Annotated in this window: 22 protein-coding genes; 11 read left to right on the top strand and 11 right to left on the bottom strand. The window is 73.1% G+C overall.

Annotated elements, in window-relative coordinates; genetic code table 11:
• From narH to V2J52_RS13500, 8 genes are all read left to right on the top strand, one after another.
• Positions 1–1,863 (top strand): nitrate reductase subunit beta, encoded by a 1,863-nt coding sequence (gene narH / locus V2J52_RS13535; protein WP_331228250.1) that lies wholly within the window; start codon positions 1–3, stop codon positions 1,861–1,863.
• Positions 1,860–2,558: a nitrate reductase molybdenum cofactor assembly chaperone gene (gene narJ, locus V2J52_RS13530; protein ID WP_331228249.1), complete on the top strand. Its 699-nt coding sequence runs from the start codon at positions 1,860–1,862 to the stop codon at positions 2,556–2,558. Before narH ends, narJ begins: the two co-directional genes overlap by 4 nt.
• A complete protein-coding gene (gene narI, locus V2J52_RS13525; RefSeq protein ID WP_331228248.1) occupies positions 2,555–3,325 on the top strand; it encodes a respiratory nitrate reductase subunit gamma in 771 nt (256 codons plus the stop codon). Before narJ ends, narI begins: the two co-directional genes overlap by 4 nt.
• A 288-nt stretch (positions 3,326–3,613) precedes the next feature.
• Entirely contained in the window at positions 3,614–4,783 is a 1,170-nt protein-coding gene (locus V2J52_RS13520) for a MarP family serine protease (protein ID WP_331228247.1), read from the top strand.
• A 140-nt stretch (positions 4,784–4,923) separates the two neighbouring features.
• On the top strand, positions 4,924–5,334 hold the full coding sequence (locus V2J52_RS13515; RefSeq protein ID WP_331228246.1) for a TOBE domain-containing protein: 411 nt from the start codon (positions 4,924–4,926) through the stop codon (positions 5,332–5,334).
• Positions 5,331–6,158 carry a molybdate ABC transporter substrate-binding protein gene (gene modA, locus V2J52_RS13510; protein ID WP_331228245.1) on the top strand — a complete coding sequence of 276 codons (828 nt, stop codon included), beginning with the start codon at positions 5,331–5,333 and terminating at the stop codon, positions 6,156–6,158. Before V2J52_RS13515 ends, modA begins: the two co-directional genes overlap by 4 nt.
• A complete protein-coding gene (locus tag V2J52_RS13505) occupies positions 6,155–7,105 on the top strand; it encodes an ABC transporter permease (protein WP_331228244.1) in 951 nt (316 codons plus the stop codon). Before modA ends, V2J52_RS13505 begins: the two co-directional genes overlap by 4 nt.
• Positions 7,102–8,169, top strand: coding sequence for a sulfate/molybdate ABC transporter ATP-binding protein (locus V2J52_RS13500; RefSeq protein WP_331228243.1), 1,068 nt, complete (start codon positions 7,102–7,104; stop codon positions 8,167–8,169). The genes V2J52_RS13505 and V2J52_RS13500 overlap by 4 nt, the downstream gene beginning before the upstream one ends.
• Positions 8,170–8,204: 35 nt before the next feature.
• Here the strand turns inward: V2J52_RS13500 and V2J52_RS13495 are convergent, their stop codons facing one another.
• From V2J52_RS13495 to V2J52_RS13460, 8 genes are all read right to left on the bottom strand, one after another.
• A complete protein-coding gene (locus V2J52_RS13495; RefSeq protein ID WP_331228242.1) occupies positions 8,205–9,680 on the bottom strand; it encodes a sensor histidine kinase in 1,476 nt (491 codons plus the stop codon).
• Between the two features lie 3 nt (positions 9,681–9,683).
• Complete coding sequence (locus V2J52_RS13490; protein WP_331228241.1) at positions 9,684–10,400, bottom strand: response regulator transcription factor; 717 nt, start codon at positions 10,398–10,400, stop codon at positions 9,684–9,686.
• Positions 10,397–10,546 carry a hypothetical protein gene (locus V2J52_RS13485; RefSeq protein ID WP_331228240.1) on the bottom strand — a complete coding sequence of 50 codons (150 nt, stop codon included), beginning with the start codon at positions 10,544–10,546 and terminating at the stop codon, positions 10,397–10,399. Before V2J52_RS13485 ends, V2J52_RS13490 begins: the two co-directional genes overlap by 4 nt.
• Before the next feature lie 5 nt (positions 10,547–10,551).
• On the bottom strand, positions 10,552–11,484 hold the full coding sequence (locus V2J52_RS13480; protein ID WP_331228239.1) for a type IV toxin-antitoxin system AbiEi family antitoxin: 933 nt from the start codon (positions 11,482–11,484) through the stop codon (positions 10,552–10,554).
• A 203-nt stretch (positions 11,485–11,687) separates the two neighbouring features.
• Positions 11,688–13,241: an amidohydrolase gene (locus tag V2J52_RS13475; RefSeq protein ID WP_331228238.1), complete on the bottom strand. Its 1,554-nt coding sequence runs from the start codon at positions 13,239–13,241 to the stop codon at positions 11,688–11,690.
• A 5-nt stretch (positions 13,242–13,246) separates the two neighbouring features.
• Positions 13,247–13,816, bottom strand: coding sequence for an NYN domain-containing protein (locus tag V2J52_RS13470; protein ID WP_331228237.1), 570 nt, complete (start codon positions 13,814–13,816; stop codon positions 13,247–13,249).
• 203 nt (positions 13,817–14,019) lie between these two features.
• Complete coding sequence (locus tag V2J52_RS13465) at positions 14,020–14,757, bottom strand: PspA/IM30 family protein (protein ID WP_331228236.1); 738 nt, start codon at positions 14,755–14,757, stop codon at positions 14,020–14,022.
• A gap of 116 nt (positions 14,758–14,873) precedes the next feature.
• On the bottom strand, positions 14,874–16,916 hold the full coding sequence (locus V2J52_RS13460) for a TPM domain-containing protein (RefSeq protein ID WP_331228235.1): 2,043 nt from the start codon (positions 16,914–16,916) through the stop codon (positions 14,874–14,876).
• 96 nt (positions 16,917–17,012) lie between these two features.
• Here V2J52_RS13460 and V2J52_RS13455 point away from each other — a divergent pair, with 96 nt between their 5' ends.
• Positions 17,013–17,762, top strand: coding sequence for a type 1 glutamine amidotransferase (locus V2J52_RS13455; RefSeq protein ID WP_331228234.1), 750 nt, complete (start codon positions 17,013–17,015; stop codon positions 17,760–17,762).
• 22 nt (positions 17,763–17,784) lie between these two features.
• Here V2J52_RS13455 and V2J52_RS13450 read toward each other — a convergent pair whose 3' ends face one another.
• From V2J52_RS13450 to V2J52_RS13440, 3 genes are read right to left on the bottom strand one after another with little or no spacing between them, the layout of a single operon-like run.
• The gene (locus tag V2J52_RS13450) at positions 17,785–19,431 is read right to left on the bottom strand and encodes a DNA repair helicase XPB (protein ID WP_331228233.1); all 1,647 of its coding nucleotides are present in this window, start codon (positions 19,429–19,431) and stop codon (positions 17,785–17,787) included.
• A gap of 58 nt (positions 19,432–19,489) precedes the next feature.
• The gene (locus tag V2J52_RS13445) at positions 19,490–21,733 is read right to left on the bottom strand and encodes a helicase-associated domain-containing protein (protein WP_331228232.1); all 2,244 of its coding nucleotides are present in this window, start codon (positions 21,731–21,733) and stop codon (positions 19,490–19,492) included.
• Positions 21,734–21,740: 7 nt separating this feature from the next.
• Entirely contained in the window at positions 21,741–22,910 is a 1,170-nt protein-coding gene (locus tag V2J52_RS13440; protein WP_331228231.1) for an SseB family protein, read from the bottom strand.
• 369 nt (positions 22,911–23,279) lie between these two features.
• Between V2J52_RS13440 and V2J52_RS13435 the strand changes: the two genes are divergently transcribed.
• Both V2J52_RS13435 and V2J52_RS13430 read left to right on the top strand, forming a co-directional pair.
• Positions 23,280–23,462, top strand: coding sequence for a hypothetical protein (locus V2J52_RS13435; protein WP_331228230.1), 183 nt, complete (start codon positions 23,280–23,282; stop codon positions 23,460–23,462).
• A gap of 419 nt (positions 23,463–23,881) precedes the next feature.
• Entirely contained in the window at positions 23,882–24,265 is a 384-nt protein-coding gene (locus V2J52_RS13430; RefSeq protein WP_331228229.1) for a cold-shock protein, read from the top strand.
• The last annotated feature ends 15 nt before the right edge of the window (positions 24,266–24,280 follow it).

Here is a 24,280-nt window from a genome sequence, read left to right as displayed (position 1 = left end):
ATGAAGGTCATGGCCCAGATGTCGATGGTGATGAACCTCGACAAGTGCATCGGGTGCCACACGTGCTCGGTCACCTGCAAGCAGGCGTGGACCAACCGCACCGGCACCGAGTACGTGTGGTTCAACAACGTCGAGACCCGACCCGGTCTCGGCTACCCGCGCACCTACGAGGACCAGGAGAAGTGGCAGGGCGGCTGGGAGCGCACCCGCCGCGGCAAGCTCAAGCTCAAGTCCGGCGGCCGTGCGAAGAAGCTCGCGACGATCTTCTCCAACCCGAAGATGCCCACGATCCACGACTACTACGAGCCGTGGACCTACGAGTACGACATGCTGCTCACCGCGCCGGCCGGCTCGCGCCACACACCCGTGGCCCGTCCCAAGTCGCTGCTCACCGGCGAGAACATGAGCATCGAGTGGTCGGCCAACTGGGACGACAACCTCGGCGGCTCCACCGAGACGATGGCGCAGGACCCGATCCTGCAGAAGATGAGTACGACGGTCAAGGCCGAGTTCGAGTCCGCCTTCATGTTCTACCTGCCGCGGATCTGCGAGCACTGCCTCAACCCGTCCTGCGTAGCCGCCTGCCCGTCGGGCGCGATGTACAAGCGCGCCGAGGACGGCATCGTGCTCGTCGACCAGGACCAGTGCCGCGGCTGGCGGATGTGCGTCACCGGCTGCCCGTACAAGAAGGTCTACTTCAACCACCAGACCGGCAAGGCCGAGAAGTGCACGATGTGCTACCCGCGCATCGAGGCCGGGCTGCCCACGGTGTGCGCCGAGACCTGCGTGGGGCGCCTGCGCTACATCGGCCTCGTGCTCTACGACGCCGACAAGGTGGGGGAGGCCGCGGCCACCGAGAACGAGCACGACCTCCTCGACGCGCAGCGTGGCGTCTTCCTCGACCCCTTCGACCCCGAGGTCGTCGCCAACGCGCGGCGCGAGGGCATGCCGCAGGACTGGATCGAGGCGGCGCAGAACTCCCCGATCTGGAAGCTCATCACCGAGTACGAGGTGGCCCTGCCGCTCCACCCGGAGTACCGCACGCTGCCGATGGTCTGGTACATCCCGCCGCTGAGCCCCGTCGTCGACGTCGTCACCGCCTCGGGCAACGACGGCGAGGACGCCAAGGTGCTGCTCACCGCGCTCTCGACCATGCGGATCCCGCTGGAGTACCTCGCCGAGCTGTTCTCGGCCGGTGACCCCGGCCCGGTGGAGCTCGTGCTGCGACGGCTGGCCGCGATGCGCTCCTACATGCGCGACATCAACCTCGGCGAGGAGCCGCAGGAGGAGATCGCGGCCGCCGTCGGGATGACCGGCGAGGAGATCGAGGCGATGTACCGGCTGCTGGCGATCGCCAAGTACGAGGACCGCTACGTCATCCCCTCGACCCACACCGAGATCGCCCGCGAGCTCGAGGAGATGGCCTGCTCGCTCGACGTCCACGGCGGGCCCGGGATGGGCGGCGCCGGCCCGTTCGGCACCGGCTCGGGGGCATCCGTGCCGGCGACGGTGGAGAACTTCCAGATGCTGCAGGACCGGCAGACCTCGGCGACCTCGCCGAGCACCCCGGGCCGCACCAACCTGCTCAACTGGGACGGCCGCGGCTCGGCCGGGCTGTTCCCGCCCGCGCCCGGCGAGCGCGAGGACGACCGCGGCGGTGGGGTGGCCACCGCCGTCGCCGTCGACGACGCTCCCTCCGAGGGCGGCGAGCCGCTGCACAGCGGCAACATCGACGAGGGCGCCGCGGTCTACCGGGTCGACCCGTACCCGGCGGGCGACCCCGGGCCGGCGGCGGGCGGCACCGACCGTACCGGGGAGAACTCCCGGGGCGACGAGCCGCAGGTCGGGACGGGGGAGCGATGAGCGGCTTCATCCGGGCGCCGCGGCTCGAGCCGCTGACGCCGGTGCGGATGACCGACGCGCAGCGCGCCGTCGCCCACATGGCCGCCTCGGTGCTGCTCGACTATCCGTCCGAGGCGCGGCTCACGGACTACGAGACCGTGCGCGACGCCGTCGTCGGCCTGCCGGCACCGGTGACCGAGCGGATCCAGGCCTTCTGCGCGCACGCCGAGGCCAGTGGTCATGACGCGATGGCCAAGGATTACGTCGCGACTTTCGACCAGAAGCGTAAGTGCTCGATGTACCTGTCGTACTTCCTCACCGGTGACACCCGCAAGCGTGGGACCGCGCTCGTGCGCTTCGTCGAGGCGTACCGGGCCGCCGGCTGGCAGGTCGACCGCGCCGAGCTGCCGGACTTCCTGCCGATCGTGCTCGAGTTCTCCGCGCTCGGGGACGCCGAGATCGCCGGCGGGCTGCTCGGCACCCACCGGCAGGGCATCGAGGTGCTGCGCTCCGCGCTGGCCGCGATGGGCAGCCCCTACGCGGGCGTCGTCGAGGCCGTGTGCCTCACCCTGCCACCGGTCACCCAGGAGGTCCGGGACCGGTACCTCGAGCTCATCACGGCCGGACCCCCGACCGAGATGGTCGGCCTCAGTGCGCTGGGGCCGCTGGAACCGTACGCGCCGGGTGGCGCATCGAGGACGGAGGCGCGGGTATGACAACTCTCGACCTGTTCGCGTGGGTGGTGTTCCCCTACGTGGCGATGGCGGTGTTCGTCGTCGGGCTGTTCTGGCGCTACCGCTACGACCAGTTCGGCTGGACCACCCGATCCTCCGAGCTGTACGAGCACGCGCTGCTGCGGCTCGGCTCGCCGCTGTTCCACTTCGGCATCCTGTTCGTGGCCCTCGGGCACTTCATGGGGCTGCTCATCCCGATGAGCTGGACGGAGGCAGTGGGGATCGGGCAGGACTTCTACCACTTCATCGCCACGTACATGGGCTCGGTGGCGGGGCTGATGACGATCGTCGGGCTCGCCATCCTCATCTACCGGCGCCGCAAGACCGGCCCGGTGTTCCTCGCGACGACGCGGATGGACAAGTTCATGTACGTCCTGCTCGCGCTGCCGATCGGGCTCGGCATGTGGGCGACGATCCAGACCCAGATCCTCGGCGGCGGCGGCCACGGTTACAACTATCGCGAGACGGTCTCGCCGTGGCTGCGGTCCCTGTTCTACTTCCAGCCGATGCCCGAGCTCATGGTCGACGTGCCGTTCCAGTTCAAGCTGCACATCATCGCGGCGTTCCTGCTGTTCCTCGTGTGGCCGTTCACCCGGCTGATCCACGCGTTCTCCGCGCCGGTCGGCTACTCGACGCGCCCCTTCATCGTCTACCGCTCCCGCGAGGCGGCCGACGCGACCCGCGGCCCCAAGCGCGGCTGGGAGCCGGTCGGCACCCCGCAGGACCGCCGCCGCAACCGCAACCGCTGACCCCCTGCCCCCTCCCTCGTCCGCGACAGCAGGATTGTCCGCGACAGCGGGATTGTCCGCGAGAGTGGGATTGTCCGCGACAGCTGGATTAGCCGCGAGAGCGGGATTGTCTGCGACAGCCGGATTGTCTGCGACAGCCGGATTGTCCGCGAGAGCGGGATTGTCCGCACGTCATCGTGCCGTCGGCACGTCTGCCGTCATGGCCTGGTTGCCGGGTGAGAGCGGGCTGCTCGGTGCGTGGCGCACGACATCGCCACGAGGTCCCGATCGTGCCGGAGAATGTTGGTGATGGTCATCGATCTGCTCCTTGCCGTGGTCCTGCTCGCCGCCCTCCTGGGTGGCCTGAGACGCGGTCTGGTCGCGACCGTGGCCGGGCTGACCGGGCTCCTGGCCGGCGCCGTGGCGGCGTTCTGGCTCGTCCCGCTGGTCAACGACATGCTGCCGTCGTCGGCGTGGCGCGGCCCGACCGTCATCGTCGTGGCGCTCCTCCTGCCACTGCTCGGCGCCTCGGTCGGCACCGGTATCGGCAACGTCCTGAGACGCGGTGCCGAACGCACGCCGATGCGCCTCCTTGATCGGATCCTCGGTGGCGGTGTCACCGTCGTCGTCGGCGCGATCGTGCTGTCATTTGCCGGTTCGGCGATCGTCGCGACCGGCGTGCCGGTCGTAGCGCCCGCGATCGCCTCGTCGTCCGTGCTGCGCACGATAGACCGGCTCACTCCCGCACCAGTGGGCCGTACGCTCGCCGAGCTACGGGCCATGGTGCTCGACGAGGGGCTGCCCGCCGTCGGCGATCTGCTGGTTCCCGTGCTGAGGCCGAGCCTCCCTGAGGTCGACCTCGACGATCCCGCCCTCGCGCAAGCGGCTCGGTCCGTGGCGCGTATCAGCGGCACTGCCTACGCCTGTGGCATCAGTTCCACCGGCTCCGGATTCGTGATCGCCGAGGACCGGCTGGTGACCAACGCCCATGTTGTCGCCGGCGTCGACCGCCCGATCGTCGAGCTTCCCGGTCAGCGCGCGCGCGAGGGCGAGGTTGTGTACTTCGACCCCGTGGTCGACCTCGCCGTGGTCGCCGTCGACGACGCCGGGGCGGTGCCGCTGCCCATCGCGCCGACCCTCGCGGTCGCCAGCCCCGCCATCATCCAGGGCTTCCCCCACGGTGGCCCGTTCACCTCCGGTAGCGCCCAGGTGCTGGAGGTGGAGACGGTGCCGGTGTCGGGGCTCGGCGGGCAGGAGGGCGCCGACCGGGAGATCTACGCCCTCGCGGCGCAGGTGCGGCCGGGCAACTCCGGGGGACCGCTCCTCACCACCGACGGCGCCGCTGCCGGCGTCATCTTCGCCCGCGCCGAATCGGATCCCGACCTGGGCTATGCGATGACGACCACCGAGCTGCTGCCGGTCGTCGCGCTCGCCCCCGACCTCGACACCGCGGTGCCCGCGGGTGAATGCACCCGTTGACGTTGGGCAGGTCACCTCGCGCGGGCCCGCCACCATCCGGGACGGCAGGCGACGCAGCTGCTGCAGGACCTGGCGATGGATCCGCTTCTGCGGATGTTTGGAGTCCAGCACCCCGCAGGTGCGGTGATATTGTCGGAACCATGCCGCACTACCGGATCAATGATGCTGCCGTGCTGCTGGGAGTCAGCGATGACACCGTCCGGCGCTGGGTGGATGACGGTCTCCTGACCGCCGACCTCGACGACGCCGGTCGCAAGGTGATCGACGGTGCCGGCCTCGCCCACCGTGCCCAGGAGTACGCGGCGCGGCCGGCAACCCTCGGGGACGCCGTCGTCGGCTCCTCGGCCCGCAACCGGTTCACCGGCCTCGTCACCCGGGTGGTCCGCGACGGCGTGATGGCGCAGGTCGACCTGCAGTGCGGACCGTTCCGCATGGTCTCCTTGATGAGTGCCGAGGCCGTCGACGAGCTCGGGCTGGAGCCGGGGTCGCTGGCCACCGCCGTCGTCAAGGCGACGACGGTCATCGTGGAGTCGCCCCGGGAAGGGACATGAGGCGTCGCCGTGCGCTGCTGGGCGCCTCGCTGGCCTCCGTTCTCCTGCTCGGCGCTTGTGGCGGTAGCGGTACGTCCGACGACGCTGCCCAGGACCCGACCACGTCGGCGGACGCGGACGCCACCGACGGTACGACCGGCAGCGATGACCTCAGCGGCGAGCTCACCGTGTTCGCCGCGGCCTCCCTCAACGTCGTCTTCGAGGAGATTGCCGACCTGTTCGCCGCGGAGCACCCCGGCACCGAGGTTGCCTTCTCCTTCGCCGGGTCCGCCGACCTCGTCGCCCAGCTCGACGCCGGCGCCCCGGCCGACGCGCTCGCCACCGCCAACGAGTCGACGATGGCTAGCGCCGTCGAGGCCGGGAACATCGACGGTGAGCCGGACGTCTTCGCCGCCAACGTCCTCACGCTCGTCACCCCGGCCGGCAACCCGGCCGGCGTCACCGGGCTGGACGAGAGTCTCGACGACGCAGCCCTGGTGACCTGTGCGCCCCAGGTGCCGTGCGGTGAAGCCACCCACACGCTGAGCGGGCTGCTAGGCGTGACGCTCTCGCCGGTGAGCGAGGAGGGCAGCGTCACCGACGTGCTCGGCAAGGTCACGTCAGGGCAGGGCGACGCCGGCCTCGTCTACGCGACCGACGCGGCCTCGGCCGGTGCCGCGGTAGACGTCATCGCGGTCGACCGGGCCGACGAGGTTGTCAACCGCTACCCGGTCGCCGTCACTGCCGGCACCGACCAGCCGGAGCTGGCGGCGGCCTGGGCGGAGTTCCTCGGCGGCGCCGAGGCGCAGCAGGTGCTCGGCGAGGCCGGCTTCGGGGCGCCATGAGGGCGCCACGGGCGGTCGACGAGCCGGGGAACAGGGCGCCGGGAACGGCTCGATCGCCCCGGCGCGCCCCCGGTCGCCAGGCCCGGGTCCGTCGTCTGCCCGCCGGCGGGGAGGATCTCACCGGCGGTCTGCCGCGCGGGCTCCTGCTGCCGGCCGCCGTCGGGGTCCTGCTCATCGGGCTGCCGGTGCTCGGCATGGCGCTACGGGTGCCGTGGGCCCGGCTCCCGGAGCTGCTCACCTCGGAGGCGTCGCTCGCTGCCCTGGGGCTGAGCCTGCGGACCTCGCTCGCCGCCACGCTGCTCGTCGTCGTGCTCGGCGTGCCGCTCGCACTGCTGCTCGCCTGGACCCGGTTCCCCGGCGCCCGGGTCGTGCGCACCATCGTGCTGCTGCCCCTCGTGCTGCCCCCGGTGGTCTCCGGCCTCGCGCTGCTCACCACCTTCGGCCGCCGCGGCCTGCTCGGGGAGAGGCTCGAGGTGCTGGGGGTCGACATCGCGTTCTCGACGACGGCGGTGATCCTCGCCCAGGCCTTCGTCGCCATGCCGTTCCTCATCATCTCCGTCGAGGGGGCCGCGCGAACCGCGGGGCGCCGTCACGAGGTCATCGCCGCCACCCTGGGCGCGCGGCCGACGACCGTCCTGCGACGGGTGACGCTGCCGCTCCTGGCGCCGGCCCTGGGCTCGGGGATCGCCCTGGCATTCGCTCGCTGCCTCGGCGAGTTCGGCGCCACCCTCACCTTTGCCGGCTCGCTCCAGGGCGTCACCCGCACCCTCCCGCTGGAGATCTACCTGCAGCGCGAGACCGACCCTGACGCCGCCATCGCGCTCTCGCTCATCCTCATCCTGCTCGCCGCCGCCCTCGTGCTGGCCACGCAGCGACCGGGCCGCCGCACCGTGCGGCGGGTCGGCCAGGGCCCCGACCGAGCCGCAGAGCCGGTGGGCGCGCCGTGACCGCGGCGCTCGCGGTCCACGCGTCGGTGGCCGACCGCGACGTGCGCGTCGACCTCGAGGCCCCGGCGGGTCAGGTGCTGGCGCTGCTCGGCGCCAACGGGGCCGGCAAGTCGACGGTCGTCGGCCTCGCCGCAGGGACGCTTCGTCCGAGCTCCGGCACGGTCGACGTGGGCGGCCGCCGGGTGGCCGACGGCGCGGCCTGGGTCCCGCCGCACCAGCGGCAGATCTCGTTGCTCGCCCAGGAACCGCTGCTCCTGCCCCACCTCGACGCGCTCGCGAACGTGGCCTTCGGGCCCCGCGCGCTGGGCTGGGGCCGGTCCCGGGCGCAGGAGGTCGCGCTGGCCCGGCTCGAGGAGGTGGGTGGTGCCGACCTCGCCTCCCGCAGGCCCCGGGAGCTTTCCGGCGGGCAGCAGCAGCGTGTCGCGCTCGCCCGTGCGCTCGCTCCCGAGCCGCAGCTGCTGCTGCTCGACGAGCCGCTCTCGGCACTGGACATCGACGCCGCGGCCGAGCTGCGCCAGGTGCTGCGCACGTCCCTGCGGGAGGCCGGTCGCACGGCCGTCATCGCCACCCACGACCTGCTCGACGTGCTGGCGCTGGCCGACGCCGTCGCCGTCCTCGAGAACGGCCGGGTGGTCGAGGAGGGCCCGACGCTGCAGGTCCTCACCCGCCCCCGCTCCGGTTTTGCGGCGCGGTTCGCCGGCGTCAACCTGGTGGTCGGTGCCCGGGTCGACGGCGGGGCGGTGCGGGTGGCCGACGGACTTGTCGTCCATGGGCTGCCTGACGGCGCGGGGCGTGCGGGCGACCCGGCAGCAGCGACCTTCAGCCCCCGCGCCGTCGCCGTGCACCGCGACCCCTCCGGTGGCAGCCCGCGGAACTCCGTCGCGGTGCGGGTGGTGGGGATCGAGCAGCAGGGGGAGCTGGTGCGGATCCGCGGCCGGACGCGGTCAGGCATACTCATGTCGGCGGACATCACCGCGCCGTCGGTCGCGACTCTCGGCCTGGCGGTCGGCGAGGACGTGACGTTCGCGGTCAAGGCCGCCGAGGTCAGCATCTACCCGGCCTGACGAGCGCAGACCCTCCGACGTAAGGCGCCGGGACCTCACCGGGCGGCCGGCAGCTCGAGACGGACGGTGGTCCCGCCGTCGTCGGTGGGTAGCACGCGAGCGGTGCCGCCGTGAGCGGCGACGATCGCCGCGACGATCGCCAGGCCGAGCCCAGACCCGCCCGACGTGCGCGCCCGGGAGCCGTCGAGCCGGTAGAAGCGCTCGAAGACCTCCTCCGCGTGCGCCGGGTCGATCCCCGGCCCGTGGTCACGGACCTCCACGACCACAGCGTCCACGGTGCGGCCTATCGCGAACTCCACCGGCGTCCCGGCCGGGGTGTAGCGGATGACGTTGCCGAGGATGTTCGACAGCACCTGCCGCAGCGCACTCTCGTCGCCGACGACGACGCAGCTGCCCGCCGCGGTGCCCGGCAGCTCGAGCAGGGTCGCGGTGCGGCTGGGGTCAAGGGCGCGAAGGTCGGCCATCGCGTCGGTGACGAGCACCCGCAGGTCCGCCGGTTCGCGGGCGATCCGGCGCCCCTCGTCGAGCCTGGCGAGCTGCAGCAGATCGGTCACCAGCTCGCCCATCCGGCGCGCCTCGGACTCCACCCGCGCCATCGCCGCTGGCAGCTCACCGTCGGGGATCGCGCCCATCCGGTAGAGCTCGCCGTAGCCGCGCACGGTAGCGAGCGGGGTGCGCAACTCGTGGCTGGCGTCGGAGACGAACCGCCGCATCTGGCTCTCCGAGGCCGCCTGCGCAGCGAAGGCCTGCTCGATCTGCGCGAGCATGATGTTGAGCGCCAGCGAGAGCCGGCCCACCTCGGTGCGCGAATCTGCGTCGGGCACGCGTCGGGACAGGTCGCCGGCGGCGATGGCGCCCGCGGTCTGCTCGATCTCGGCGAGGGGGCGCAGCTCGCGCCGCACCAGCCACCAGGCCGCGCCGGCACCGAGCACGATGACGATGACCGTGGTGAGCACGATGACGACATTGATGCGCTGCAGGGTCTCGTCGGCTCCAGACAGCGGCAGTGCCACCGTCACGGTGCCGACCGGCGAGGACGTCAGGGATGACTCGATGGGGTAGGTGATCGCCCGCCACCGTTGGCCCGGCTGGTCGCTGTCGACGGTGTAGCCGACGCCGGTCTCCGTGGTGTCCGGGGGCTCGGGCAGCTCGGGGCGGCCGAAGCTCTCGATGGTCAACTCCCGGACGAACGGCGGCCTGGGCCGGGCGCCGTCCAGCTGCACTAGGACGAGGTAGTCGCTGGGCAAGCCAAAGTCGTCAGTGGACCCGGTGACCAGCCGTGTGACGTTGCGCGAGTCGAGGTTGCCCGCGGCGGCGGCGATCTGCTGGTCGATCTGGCTGAGCAGGTAGCTGCGCAGCAGGGTCGCGGTGGTCGCCCCCGCCGCGGCCAGTCCTACACCGAGCAGCACGACGGTGAGCACCACCAGCCGGGTGCGCAGCGCGAGCACGTGACGTCGGCGACGGGATGCCGGAGCGGGCCCTGGCGGCAGCCCGGGGGCGGAGGTGTACACGGGTCAGCTGCCGGACGGTTCACGCAGCATGTAGCCAACACCGCGCTTGGTGTGGATCAGGGGCGCGACCTGTGCGCCGTCGGTGCCGCGGCCGTCGATCTTCCGGCGCAGGTAGGAGATGTAGGACTCGACGATCGCGCCGTCGCCGTCCCAGTCGTACTCCCAGACGTGGTCGAGGATCTGCGTCTTGGAGACCACGCGGCCGGCATTGATCATGAGGTAGCGCAGCAGCTTGAACTCGGTGGGCGACAGGTCGATCTCGCGGCCGGCCCGCCGCACGTCATGGGTGTCCTCGTCGAGCTCGAGGTCCGCGTGGCGCAGCATGCCGTCCTGGCCGTCGTCGCTCCGGGTGCGTCGCAGGATCGCCCGGATGCGGGCGACGACCTCCTCGAGGCTGAACGGCTTGGTGACGTAGTCGTCGCCGCCGACGGTGAGGCCGGTGAGCTTGTCGGAGACGTCGTCACGGGCGGTGAGGAAGAGGACCGGCGTGTGCTGGCCGGCGTCGCGTAGCCGCCGGGTGACGGTGAAGCCGTCCATGTCGGGGAGCATGACATCGAGCACGATGAGGTCGGGCGCGCCCTCACGGGCCTGGCGTATCGCCTCGTTGCCGTCCGCTGCCGCGATGACGTCGAATCCGGCGAACCGCAGCGAGGTGGTGAGCAGCTCGCGGATGTTCGGCTCGTCGTCGACCACGAGCAGACGGGCAGCTTCCGTAGTCATCCTCCCAGTGTGCGCCGCCAGCCTGGAAGTTTCCTGAACACCACCCGAACTCCCGCGCCAGCAGACTTGTCACCGACAGCAGACTTGTCACCGACAGCAGACTTGTCACCGACAGCAGACTTGTCACCGACAGCGGGATTGTCCACACGAGCTAATCGTTCCAGGAGCGGCGGCGGAACTCCCGGGAAATCCCGAGCAGGCCCATCACCGCACCCTCCAAGTGCGGTTGACGTCCGAGGACGTCGACCGATCCGGCGCGAGCGAGCGTCCAGCCGAACCGGCGCTGGACATCGAGCTCTCGAGCATCGTCACGACGGCGCTGCTCAGGCGTGCGGAGATGGTGCTCGACGCCGTCGTAGTCGACGCCGATCTGCTCCTCGACATAGCCCATATCGAGTCGGTAGATCTCCCGGCCGGTGTGGTCGCAGAGGCTGATCTGGACGCCGGTCGGCGGCAGTCCGGCCTCGTGGAGCCGAAGCCGGCACCATGACTCGCCCGCCGACTCGGCTCGCGGGTCGCAGAGCTCGACCACCTGACGCGCCCGCTTGACGAACCGGTGGCCACCCAACGTGGCGAGGCCTTCCCGGAGATCACTGACGCTGGTGAGGCCGGCATGTGCGAGAGCATCGACGGCACCGAGACCGACGAAGCGTGGCCGGTAGCGAGCGAGATCGAGCGCGGTGCGTGTGGGAGTCGTGCAGGGGAGGCCGCCGATGATGACGACGTCGTCGGGCGGCAGCGAGCTGATGAACGCGCTGACGTCAGGACGGACGGGCCGAGTCGCGCCGAGCGGAACGACGCACTCGAGGGTGGGCGGCTCCTGCCAGCGCCCCGGTGGGCGGACGTCGACTCCCATGAGCCAGGCGGCGGACTCGCGGGCGATGGCGGCGCCGGGCGGCAGGACCCGGGCGAACGATGCCGCGCGGGCGTCGAGGTCCTTGTCCAGGTGAGCGGGCAGGTAGATGCCGCGGTGCGGGCGTAGCAGCTGACCGGAAGCGCACAGCTCATGAAGCCTTCGGTCGGTCAGTCCGCCACGCTCGGCATCGCGGTAGGTGAAGGGGCCGTCGTCCAGGATCAGGCTCATGGCAGGAGAGTGGACGGCGCCGGCAGCCAATGCGGCGGGCGAGCCGGGCGCTGTGAATCGCAACGCCGTCGAACTGAGCGGTGGAGCTGTACGGCGGCGGAGCCGGTGCAGACAATCCCGCTGTCGGTGACAAGTCTGCTGTCGGTGACAATCCCGCTGTCGGTGACAAGTCTGCTGTCGGTGAGGAGTCTGCTGTCGAGAGGTCAGGGGGTTTGGTGGGTGATGCGGCCGGCGGCCACGGTGGTGTGGACGGCCATCGTGCGCAGGACCGCCGCGGCGGTCGCCGGCTCGGTGTGCGCCAGTGGATCGGCGTCGAGCAGGACGATGTCGGCAGGGTGGCCGGGGGCCACCGTGCCCCACCCGTCGGTGCTCGCCGCGAGCGCCTCGGCGGGCGTGATGTGCTGCTCGGGGTGCCACGGCGCGCGGTCGTCGGCGGTGCGGTGGACCGCGGCGGCCATCGCCAGCCAGGGGTCCATCGGCGCCACCGGTGCGTCAGAGCCGAAGCGCAGCTGCGCCCCGGCGTCGAGCAGTGCTCGCAGCGGGAACGTGGCGCCACCTCGCCCCGGCCAGTACGCCTCGACGACGTCCCGGTCGTCGAGCAGGTGCGCCGGCTGCACGCTGGCGGCGACTTCGAGGGATGCGAACCGGGGCACGTCGGCCGGCGCGAGCAGCTGGGCGTGCTCGATCGAGCCGCGGGCGCCGGTGGCTGCGAAGGCGTCCAGCGCGACGTGGTTCGCGGCGTCGCCGATGGCGTGGACGGCCATCTCGAGGCCGCCGGCGTGCCCTCGCCGCATGAGCGCGCACAGCTCCTCCAGCGGCACCGTGAGCTCGCCGTTGCCCGGGTCGGCCAGGTCCGGTCGCCCGGCAGTCGCCTCGCCGCGGGGCATCGGGTACGGCTCGTGGCAGAAGGCGGTGCGGGTGTTGAGGGCGCCGTCGGTGATGACCTTGACGGGCCCCATCGTCAGCAGCCCCCGTCCGCCGGCCAGCTCGTCACCGGTACGCAGCCCGGCGTCGAGGACGTCGTCGAGGTCATCGAGGTACACCCCGGTGCGCACCCGGAGAGCGTCGATCCCGCCGGCGATCCGAGACGGCCACTGGCGGTGGTTCGGCGCGAACTCCATGTCCACGATCCCGACCACCCCGCGGGCGGCCGCATGGGCGACGGCGCGGGCGTACCCGTCGTCGGGCCGGGAACGTTGGCCGAGGCGGGCGAGCGCGTCGAACCACTCGTGCTCCCGGACGACGTCGGCGGTCGGTGGCAGCCCAAGCTGCCGCAGCGCGGCGCTGTTGAGCCAGCCGCAGTGGACGTCGCCAGAGATGAGGACGACGGGCACGTGCGGGGCGACGGCGTCGAGCGCCGCCGTCGTCGGCAGGTCCGGCCACAGCGCGTCCCGGAAGCCATATCCCTCGAGCATGGCGCCGGCTGCACCCCGGTCCGTCGCGGCGAGTCGCACGCGCTCGACGACCTCGGCCGCACTGGTGGCGGCGCCGAGGTCGAGCCGGGTGAAGGAGCTGGCCCACTGCCCGCTGTGGACGTGCTGGTCCCACAGCCCGGGAATGGCCCAGCGCCCCTCGGCGTCCACCACGGTCTCGTCCGGCCGAGCACGCAGCCGCGGCGCGACCTCGGTGACCCGGCCGTCGGCGAGGCGGACGTCCACCGGCGCATCGGACGGTCGGGCGGCCCGCGCTGGGTCCGCCGTCGGGCGGGCGCCGCCGACCGGCACCAGCCGGACCCCGTGCAGGAGCAACGGAGGCACGTCGGTCAGAGGTAGCGGACCGGGTCGAAGCTCGCGAGCGGGATGATCCGCACGCGGGGGAGCGGTGCCTGGAACGCGCCGAGGTCGTCCTCGAGGTCGAAGATCCGCAGGCCGCGCGACGTGAGGTCGGACAGGCTGGAGCTGACGAACTCACGGAAGGCGATGACGCCCACGCGCCGGCCCGAGTCGAGCAGCGCCTCCACCTGGGGCAGGAAGTCGCCGTCGTGGCTGGCGAGGAGGACGTCGCCGCCGCGCTCGTTGATGGCCTCGAGGGTGCGCTGGATTCCGATGTCCACGACGGACTCGTTGACCGAGCCGGACAGCGGGATGGGGTGGAAGTGCATCGCCAGCAACGCCTGGACGAAGCTCATCGGCATCTGGCCGGAGGTGGCGTTGAGGAAGAACAGGCCCTTGGCGGACTGGTCCCACACCGACTCGGCGAAGCCGAGGATCCGGTCCCAGCGGGGCCGCTCCTCGGGTGCCGGGCGCCGGCCGAGCACACTCATGCCGAGCGTGGCGTCGATGTTCTCCCCGTCGATGAGGAGGTACGTGCCGGGGTGGGTGTCGTCGGACATGGCTTCACTGTAGACGTCGCCGACGACGCGGCTGACGCGCGCGGCCGACGACGGCCGAGCGCCCCGGCCCATGTGGGGGCCGGGGCGCTCGTGGACAATCCCGCTGTCGGCGACAAGTCGGCTGTCGGTGACAAGTCGGCTGTCGGTGACAATCCCGCTGTCGGTGAGGGGGTGGGGTGAGGGGTGGGGTGAGGGGGTGGGGGTCAGGACTCGATCTGGGTGGGCTGCTGGCCGCCCTTGAGGGCGGCGAGGCGCAGCTCGACCTCGGTCTTGGTGCCGTAGTCCTCGAGCTCGGCGAACTGCGACTCCAGCGAGCCGGCGTTGATCTCCGCGTGGCCGGCGACGCGGGCCTCCTCGTTGCGGACCTGCTCCTCGAAGCGCGAGATCTCGGTGGTGGGGTCGAGCACGTTGATCGAGGAGATCGCGCTCTGCACCTTGCCCTGGGCCTCGGCGGTCTTCGAGCGGGCGACGAGCTGGTCGCGCTTGGACTTCAGCTCCTCGAGCTTGCTGCGCATCTGGGTCAGCCCGCTCTTGAGCTTATCGACGACCTCGTTCTGGGAGGTGATCATCGGCTCGGCGGTGCGCGCCTCGCCCTCGGCGCTGATCTGCTTGGTGATCGCGATCTTGGCGAGCTCGTCGAAGCGCTGGGCCTCGCCGGCGTTGCCCGACTTCCGTAGGTCCTCGGCCTTGTTCGACGCGGCCAGCGCCTTGTTGCCCCAGTCGCGGGCGTCGGCGAGGTCCGCGGCGTGGTCCTGCTCGGCGAGACGCAGGTTGCCGATGGTGACCGCGACGGCCTCCTCGGCCTCGACGATCGAGTTGGTGTAGTCGCGCACGAGCTGGTCCAGCATCTTCTGCGGGTCCTCGGCACGGTCGATGAGCGAGTTGATGTTCGCCCGGGTGAGCTGGGCGATCCGGCCCAGGATGCTCTGCTTCTCTGCCATGGTGCTGCCCTTCGTCGTCGTTCTCATTGATGCTGGACTGATTCTGGTGAGAGTGATCTTGCCGTAGACCGGACGTGGACGTCGTGCCGCGCGGAGAAGTCCGCGGTGCTCGGGGGTCAGAACCGGCCGCCTCCGCCGCCGAATCCGCCGCCACCACCGCCGAAGCCGCCGCCACCGCCCCCGAAGCCGCCCCCGCCGCCGAAGCCGCCGCCACCGCCCCAACCGCCGCGCCGCCCGCCACCGCCGCCACCAAGGAGGATGCCGCCGAGGATGAGGGAGCCGACGTCGAGCCCACCTCGCCGGCCGCCGCCTCGCTGACCGCCGCCGAAGCCGCCACCGCCACCGAACGGGTCGTGGAAGGAACCGGCATCACGCTCGGCGAGCTGCTGCGCGGCAGTGGCGCGCTGCTCGGCCTGCTGGAGCGCCGCCAGTGCGGCCTCCGGGTCGCTCGCCGCGAGCCGCGAGGCGTCCTCGGCCAGCCGGGTCGCCTCGGCGAGCCGGGTCCGGGCCTCGCTGCCGACGGCGCCGCGCCGGGTACGGATGAACTCCGAGACGCCGGAGATCTTGGCGTTGACGGCGGACAGTCGCCGGTCGAGCTGGGCGCGAGCGCGCTGGTGGCGGTCCTCCATCTCCCGGGACGGCGCCAGCGCCGCGTCGAGCGCGTCCTCCGCGGCCGCGAGGCGCTCCAGCGCCGCCAGCGGGTCGCCGCCCTGCCGCGCTGCGCTGCCCTGCTCGATGGCGGCGCGGGCCTCGACCACCCGGGGGGTCACGATGGCGTCGTCGGGCGCGAGCCTCGCGGCGTCCTGGATGTCGGAGCCGATCGAGGCGAGTGCGGCGTCGAGGTGCTGGGAGGCCTGGGCGAGGTCGTCGTCGGCCCGGTCGACGGCGTCGAGCAGCGACGCGGCCTGACCGATCGCCTCCTCGGCGGTGTAGGCCGCGGCGACGGCGGCCGGCCGGTCGTCCGCGGTGATCCGCTCCCGTCCCTGCGCGACGGCGTCACGGGCGGCGTCGAGCAGCGCGCGGGCGTGCTCGGGGTTCTGCGCCACCGAGGTGAGCGCGGCTGCCGGGTACCGCCGGGCGAGGCCGTCGAGGACGACCTGCGCGGTGCTCAGCCGGGCCTCGACCTCGCCGGCACGCTGCTCCATCTCGGTGAGGGCCTGCGGTGCGCGGGACTGCATGTCCCGCAGCTCGGTGAAGCGCGCGGCCTGCGCCTCGAGGGTCTGGGCGACCTCGTCGCACAGCGTGAGGATCTCGGCCATCATCGTGCGGGCCTGCGGCTCGGTCTCCGGGTTGTCGTCGTCGAGCAGCTGGCGGACCTGGAAGGCCCGGCCGGTCTTCTGCTTGGCCTCGGCCAGCGCCTTGGTGAAGGTGTCGGTGGCCTGCAGGCCGAACTGCGCCTGGGCGAAGCCGAGCTCCTCCTCGGAGGAGCGCACGGCGTCGTCGACGGCGACGAGCGCCGAGCCGGCACGCTTGTTGAGCTCCTCGGTCGGCAGCCGCAGCGGGTGGTCGGCCGGCAGCTCGCGCCCGTCCGGCCCGCGGGGCGCGCCGGTGCGCTGCTTCTTGCGGTTGGCGGCCCACACCACCAGCGCGATGAGCGCGATGACCACGAGGCCGACGACGAGGAGCGTGGCGAACGCGGTCCCACCGCCGCCTCCGCCGCTACCGCCGCCGTCCTCCCACTCCTGGAGCCCCTGCGCGGCCGCGACGGCCGCGGCGCCCCAGCTGTCGCTCGCCAGCTCGGGTTCGACCCACTCGCTGCTGATCTCGTTGTAGCCCTCGGTCGTGACGGTGGTGGTGTCCCCGCCGAGGAAGAAGCTTCGGTCCTCGACGGCGACGGCGAGCAGCGCGTCGTCGGTGCCCATGTCGGAGGCCGTGAACGTCTGCTCGGCCCACGCCTCGCGGCTCATCCCGTCGAAGGTGTCGACGTAGACGGTGAACAGTGTGATCCCGGTCTCGTCCTGCAGCTCAGCGACGGCTTCCTCGATCTCCTCGGCCTCGCCGCCGGCGAGCGCACCGGCGTTGTCGGTGACACGGTCCTGGAGGAAGGACGGTGGCTCGGCCGCCGCCGGGGAGGCGACAAGGGCGAGCATGGCGGTCAGCAGCGCGAGGAGGGGCAGGAGGGCGAACCGCCGGGCGGCGGTCGAGCGGTGGGAGGTCACCTGGTGATCTTCGCTTCCCGTCGCACGCAATGCAATGGGGATGCCGGCCGGCCCGGGTGCTTCCCGGGACTGCGGGTCGTGGGTACTATCTATCGCGTGTTTGCCCCCACCATGACAATCGTCCAGCACGACTCCGCAGCGTCCGCCGGGCACCTGCCCGACTGGCTCGACGACGTCGAGCCGCTCACCGTCCACGCCTGGCAGGGCGAGCCGGTGCCGACGATCGAGTGCGTCGGGGACGGGCTCGTGGTCCTCGGCGGCGCCATGGGCGTGTATGACAACGACGAGGCGCCGTGGCTCACGGCCACCGGCGAGCTGCTCGCCGCCGCGGTCGAGCGTGGTGTCCCGACGCTGGCGATCGGCCTGGGCTTCCAGCTGCTCGTCAAGGCGACCGGCGGCCGGGTGACGGTCGCGGCGCCCCCGGGGCCGGAGGCGGGGATGATCCGGGTCAAGGCGCGGCCGGCGTCCGCCGCCGACCCGGTGCTGTCGGCGATGTTCGACGGCCGTGGCGAGATCTACCAGCCGGCGCTGCACCGTGACGCCGTCGTCGAGCTGCCGGCCGGCGCGACGTGGCTGGCGCAGTCGCCGATGTACCCCTTCCAGGCGGCCCGGGTCGGTTCCGCGCTGGGTGTGCAGTTCCACCCCGAGATCGACCACGGCCAGCTCGAGCGGTGGGCGGCGCGCGACGGGCTGGACCTCGACGTGATCAGCGCCCAGGTCGCCGCGCACGCCGAGGAGTCCCGCGGCGGTGGCGCCCGGCTGGTCCGGGCCTTCGCCGCGTCGCTGCGGGTGTCCGCCGACGTCTCCGCCGACCAGCTGCCGGTGTCCGTCGACGTCTCGGTCTGACCCAGCAGCGGCCGGGCGGTGCTCAGCTGACCGCGTCGATCTCCTCGGCGTCGAGGATCCGGTAGGCGTACCCCTGCTCGGCGAGGAAGCGCTGGCGGTGGGCGGCCATCTCCTGGTCGACGGTGTCCCGGGCGACCACCGTGTAGAAGTGCGCCGTCTTCCCGTCGGTCTTCGGCCGCAGCAGCCGGCCGAGGCGCTGCGCCTCCTCCTGCCGGGAGCCGAAGGAGCCTGAGACCTGGACCGCGACGCTCGCCTCGGGCAGGTCGATGGAGAAGTTCGCGACCTTCGACACCACGAGCATCGGCAGCGTTCCGGCGCGGAACATGCCGAAGAGCCGCTCGCGCTCGTCGACCGGCGTGGCCCCGGTGATCACCGGGGCGTCGAGCCGGTTGCCGAGGTCCTCGAGCTGGTCGAGGTACTGCCCGATGACCAGGGCCGGCTCACCCGGGTGGCGGGCGAGGAGCCGGGCGACGACGTCGTCCTTGCCGCCCGCGGTGGCCGCCAGCCGGTAGCGCTCGTCGGCCTCTGCGGATGCGTAGACCATCCGGTCGCGCTCCGGCAGCGTCAGGCGTACCTCGGTGCACTCGGCCGGGGCGATGTACCCCTGCGCCTCGATGTCCTTCCACGGCGCGTCGTACCGCTTGGGACCGATAAGAGAGAACACCTCCGACTCCCGGCCGTCCTCGCGCACGAGGGTCGCGGTCAGCCCGAGCCGGCGGCGCGCTTGCAGGTCCGCGGTCATCCGGAAGATCGGCGCCGGCAGCAGGTGGACCTCGTCGTAGACGACCAGCCCCCAGTCGCGGGCGTCGAGCAGCTCGAGGTGCGTGTAGACGCCCTTGCGGCGGGTGGTGAGCACCTGGTAGGTCGCGATGGTCACCGGCCGCACCTCCTTGCGCGCCCCGGAGTACTCGCCGATCTCGTCCTCGGTGAGCGTGGTCCGGCGCAGCAGCTCGCTGCGCCACTGCCGCGCGGAGACGGTGTTGGTCACCAGGATGAGCGTCGTCGTGCCGGAGCGGGCCATGGCGGCGGCACCCACGAGGGTCTTGCCGGCACCGCACGGCAGGACGACGACGCCGGAGCCACCGTCCCAGAAGCCGTCGACGGCCTCGGTCTGGTACGGCCGCAGGGACCACTCCGTGGTGTCGAGTGCGATCGCGTGTGCCTCGCCGTCGACGTACCCGGCGAGGTCGTCCGCCGGCCAGCCGAGCTTGACCAGCACCTGCTTGAGCCGGCCGCGCTCGCTGGGGTGGACGACGACGGAGGTGGCGTCGACCCGCGCGCCCACGAGGCCCGCGGTGCGCTTGGAGCGCAGCACCTCCTCGAGGACGGGGGCGTCGGTGGTCTCGAGCAGGAGGCCGTGCGCCGGGTGCGCGACGATCCGCAGCCGTCCGTAGCGGTCCATCGTCTCGGCGACGTCGACGAGCAGCGCGTGCGGCACCGGGTAGCGGGAGTAGTCGATGAGGGTGGCGACGACCTGCTCGGCGTCGTGCCCGGCGGCTCGGGCGTTCCACAGCCCCAGCGGGGTGATCCGGTAGGTGTGGACGTGCTCCGGGGCGCGTTCCAGCTCGGCGAACGCGGCGATCGCGCGGCGGGCGTCGCGGGAGCGCGGGTGGTCGATCTCGAGGAGGAGGGTCTTGTCGGACTGGACGATGAGCGGGCCGTCGGGCATCTGGTCATTGTCCCCCGGCCCGGGGCCCGGTGGAGTGCCGGGTGGGCAACGACACCGGTCAGCCGGCGGGACCCACGGCGCTGATGCGGTGGACGGCGACGACGAGCTCGCCCTGCCGGTCGAGGTCGAGCAGCCTGGCCCGGCCGCCCTCGACCGACAGCGGGCGTACCCGGCGGCGCTGCACCGCGCCGGACGGTCCCGCGACGACGACGCTCATCGCGGTGCCGGACGCCGCGGCGTCACGCAGCAGCGCCACCGCGTGCGCCGGGTCCGCGCCGTCCGGCGCGCCGGCGCCGGCCCGGAGGCGGCCGACGAGCCGGGCGAGGGCGTCGTCGTCGAGGGCGGTCACCCGGACCTCGGGCTGCTGCCGCGGCGTCACGCGGACCGCCGGCGGCCGGTCGCGCCGGCCCGGGACGACGACGCCGCCGGCGCCCTCGAGCAGCGGGGCCCCGCCGGTCTCGCGCAGCACCCGCAGCAGCGAGGCCGCCGGCAGCGCGGAGACCAGCACCGTCGGGGCGATCTCGTGCAGCGCGAGCGGGGCGAGCCGAGGGTCAGCGAGCAGCTCCCGGGTGGTGGCCTCGTCGGGCGTGCGCAGGTAGCTCGTCGCGGTGCCCACCCGCAGCCGGCCGTGCCGCCGTCCGACGTCGGTGACGAGGTACTCCAGCGCCTGTGGCAGCGGGGTGCGCGAGGTGTGGCCGAGCCGGGACAGCAGGTCCTGCGGCGTCGTGCCGGCGTCGAGCGCGCGCCGGACGGAGCCGTCGGTGAAGCGGACGGTGAGCCCGGCTCCGCGGCTCTCGACGTCCGAGCTGAGCGCGAGGAGCCGCGCCAGCTCCGGGGACGGCCGTCCCGGGACGACGGCGGTGAGGTCGCCCTGGACGAGGATCTCGTCGACCTGCGCCGGGAGGTCGGCGGCCAGCGCGGCGGCGACGGCACCGGTATCACCGTCGACCAGGGCGCGACCGCCGGAGCTGAGCGCGCCGGCGCCGAGGACACCGAGCAGCTCCGCCTCGCCGAGGACGGCGGCGGTGCTCGCGACGTCCGGCGTGGCCCGCGGCCGCGACCACGCGAGCAGGGCGTGGAGGTCGGCCGGGTCGGGCGCGAGTCCCGCGGGCAGCCCGGCGAGCGCGGCGACCACCCGCCGGCGCAGCCGCGCCGCCCAGCTACGGTCCAGGCCCGGGCCGAGGGCTGCCAGCCGCGTGCCGCGGTCATCTCGCTCGCCGACGAGCCAGGGCGTGCGGCCCGAGCCGAGCCACGCGGCGGCCAGCGCCGCCCAGCGGTGCGGGAGGTCCGCTGCGAGCCACTCCTCGGCGGCCGGCGCTGCCGCGAGGAACGTGGTCCCCTCGCGGTCCTGGCCGTCGCCGACGAGGCCGGCAGCCGCCGCCAGCTCGATGACGGTCGCGGTGGTCTGGGGGGTGAGGCCGAGCGCGGTGGCCAGCCGGCCGATCTCCCGCACGCCGAGCCCGCCGCCGCGCAGCGCCGGCGCGGGGTCCAGTGCCCAGCGCTGCACGAGCTGCTCGACGAGCCGCACCATCTCCTCGGCGGCGCGGGCAGACTCCGCCGCGACGGTCGGCGCGGGGCGGGTCGGGCCGGCCGGCAGCGGCGCGGACGGCAGCGCCGCCGGGTGCGTGCGGCCCTCGCGCAGGAGGAGCGCGGTCTGCAGCGGCAGCGCGACCTGGTTCGGGCCCGCCGGCTCGACGATGCCGTGGTCGAGCAGCCACTGGACGCCGGCGGCCGCGGCGCCCCGGCCGGCGACGCCCACCGGCGGTCCGTCGCGCAGTGCCTCGAGCACGCGGCGGGCGGGGTCGGGGGCGGTGCGCAGCCGGTCGCGCAGGCTCACGCTGTCCAGCGGTGGTCCGGCGGCCGGTGTGGCGGCTGGTCCCGCCGGCGACCCGGCAGCCGGGGCGCCGAGGCCGGCCGGGTAGGGCCCCAGGGCGTCGAGCAGCGACTGCAGCGGGACGCCGTCGACGACGAGCAGCAGCTCGCTGAGGGCGGCGAGGGCAGCGGTGGGATCGGCGCCGACGTCGTGGGCCACGGCGGCGGGGTCGAGCGGCCCGAGCGGGTGGCGGGCGCACACCGCCTCGGCAACGTCGAGCACGTGCCGGTCGAGGCCGGCCAGCGCGCGCTCCACCGAGGGCCGGGACGCAGCGCGGGCCGCCAGCGCACCGAGCGACGCCGGCGGCGGCACCGCCAGGTCCGGCCGGTGGTGCAGCACCGCGTGCAGCCCGGCGTCGTCGAGCGCGGTCAGCGCCGCGAGCACCGACTCCGTGCGGCGCCCGGGCCGAGTGGTGGGCGGTGCCGGCATCAGCGCGTCACGGCCGGCCCGGGGAGTCGTCCTCGCCGGTGTCGGTTCGCCCGTCGACCGCTGGCTCGTCGACCGCTGGCCCGTCGTCGGCGGCAGGTCCGTCCTGGTCGGGCCCGTCCTGGCCGGGTCCGCCCTCGGTGGCCGGCTGGGCGGCGCCGCCGACCGCCGGTGCGGGCTCCGCCGGAGCCGGCAGCTCGGGGTTGCCGAGCATGTGCCAGACCTGCGCGCTGGCGAGCGTGGCGCGAGGCCCGCCGGGGTCGAGGATCAGTGCCTTGGCCCGGTTGGCGAGGGTCAGCTGCAGCACCGCGGACACCGGCAGCTTGAGCACCCCCATCTCGGGGTTGTAGGCGGCGATCTCCGCGGGTGACGTGAAAGCGATCATGATCGGCTTGCCGTCGTTCTTGTCCCGCAGCATCGCCGGGCCCACCTGCCCGCTCTCGGTGGTGCGCTGCGCGACGAACAGGTGCGCGTCGGGCACGCTCAGCGCGGTGACGAGCTCCTGCGCGGTGTGGGTGCGGCCCAGCAGGTTCTTGACCGCGCTGTTGCTCGGGGCGGACAGCGCGAAGGTGGCCGCCGGCTTGCCGATCGGGCATGACGGACCGCCCGGGTTGACGACGAGCCAGCCGATGTCGGGGTTGTCCCGGAACATCGTGAGGACGGCGGTGCCGCTCTGCGCGAGGCCGGTGATCTTGTCGGCCGGGGCGGTGGCGGACTTGTTGCGGAACTCGAGCAGCTCCTTGTTGCTGGTGAAGACGCCCAGCCCGCGACCGCCGTCGGGCAGGGTGAGGGTGGCGAGCTGGAACTGGGTCTGCCGGCCACCGGCCGCGGGTAGCTCCGTGCCGGTCGCGTCGAGGACGAGCCGGCCGCCGAGCGCCTGGCGCAGCACGTGGAACATCGCCGGCTGTCCAGGGGTCTCGGCGAAGGCGGCGACCGCGTCCCGCACCGCCTCGTTGTTCGGCGGGTCCGCGGGCGCCGGCGGCAGGCTGACCTCGCCGAGCCGGGCGCTGTCGATGACGACCTCCAGCTCGCCGGGCACCGAGCAGTAGTAGAGCTCGAGCCGGTCGTCGTCGTCGAGCAGGTCGACGGGCTCGACGTTGCGGCGCCGGCGCCGGCGCCCTGCTCGAGCACGGCGAGGATACGACCGGCGTCGCGCTGCTGGCCGTGACGCACGATCCACGTGCCATGGTCGTCGAGGAACGGCAGCGGGCTGCCGATCGTCTCGAGGACGTCGATCAGCCGGAGCGAACCGCCCAACCGGTAGCGGCGCCGCCCGGGACGGGTCCCGTCGGCGAGCACCGGACCGTCGCGGTCGACGCTGATGTCCAGCGCCTCGGGGCGCGGCCGGTCGGCCCGTGGGACGTCGTCAGCGGACTCCGCGGGGTCGATGTCCACGACGACGGGGATCGCGGTGGTGTCGACCGGGTGCGTCTCGTCCTCGGCCGGGGCGATCGGCACCTCGAGGCCGGCCGCGAGGATGCGGTCACGGACCCATGCGGGGACGTGGCCCGGCTGCCTCGGGTAACGGGTGAGGTGGTGGACGAGGTCGGTGGCGTCCAGCGCCTGGTCGTCGGCCTTCCAGGGCGCCGGCTCGGCGTCCCGGCTGAACTGCCCGGTGACGCGGAAGGACGGCTGCGGCCAACCGGTGGCCGCGACGACGATCGACGACTCGATCCAGGTGCCGGCGCCCGGCCGCAGCTGGGAGTCCTGCAGCGCCCGGGTCTGGTCGTAGGGCGGGTTGCCCGGCAGCAGCTGGCCGATCTTGCCGGTGCGCTGCTCGCCGCGGACCTCGATCGCCTGGAAATGGACCTTGTCCCGCAGTGGTCGCAGGGACAGGCGCAGCTCGTCCCAGCCCGGCTCGGTCGGGTAGGACCGGATGAGCCACAGCGCGAGGTCGGTCAGCGGGCGTGGGGCCTGCTCGGCCGGCGGTTGCGACATGTCTTTGCCTCCTCGAGTGCCGGTTCCGTCGTGGGCGGCACCACCCACGGTAATGCTTCGCCGCGGTACCCGGTCGCCCCGCTCGTGCCCCGGCACGTCGGCGGCAGGGGATCTGCGGTGCCAGAGGGCCGACGAGGACCGTCACCGACGGTTATCCTGGGAGGTGCGCGTACGCCCGTGCGCCATCCCGCAGTCAAGGAGCAGAGGTCAGACGTGCCCACCGGCAAGGTCAAGTGGTTCGACGCCGAGCGAGGCTTCGGTTTCATTGCCGACGACGACGGCGGTGAGGTCTTCCTGCACGCCTCGGCGCTGCCGGCGGACAGCCCGAGCCCGAAGCCCGGCGCCAAGGTCGAGTTCGGCGTGGCGGACGGCCGTCGCGGTCCGTCGGCGCTCTCGGTGCGGATGCTGGACCCGGTGCCCTCGGTGGTTCGTGCCACCCGGCGTCCCGCGGAGGACATGGTGCCGATCGTCGAGGACCTCATCCGCGAGCTCGACCGGGCCTCCGGGGACCTCCGCCGTGGCCGCTACCCCGAGCACGGGCGGGGCACCAAGCTCGCCCAGGTGCTGCGCGTGCTCGCTGACCAGTTCGACGCCTGAGCGTCGCAGACTAGG

Source organism: Georgenia sunbinii, from assembly GCF_036421875.1.
GTDB classification, from domain to species: Bacteria; Actinomycetota; Actinomycetes; order Actinomycetales; family Actinomycetaceae; genus Georgenia_B; species Georgenia_B sunbinii.
The sequence above is the reverse complement of the archived record's forward strand: the minus strand, read 5'-3'. Positions and strand labels throughout refer to the sequence as shown.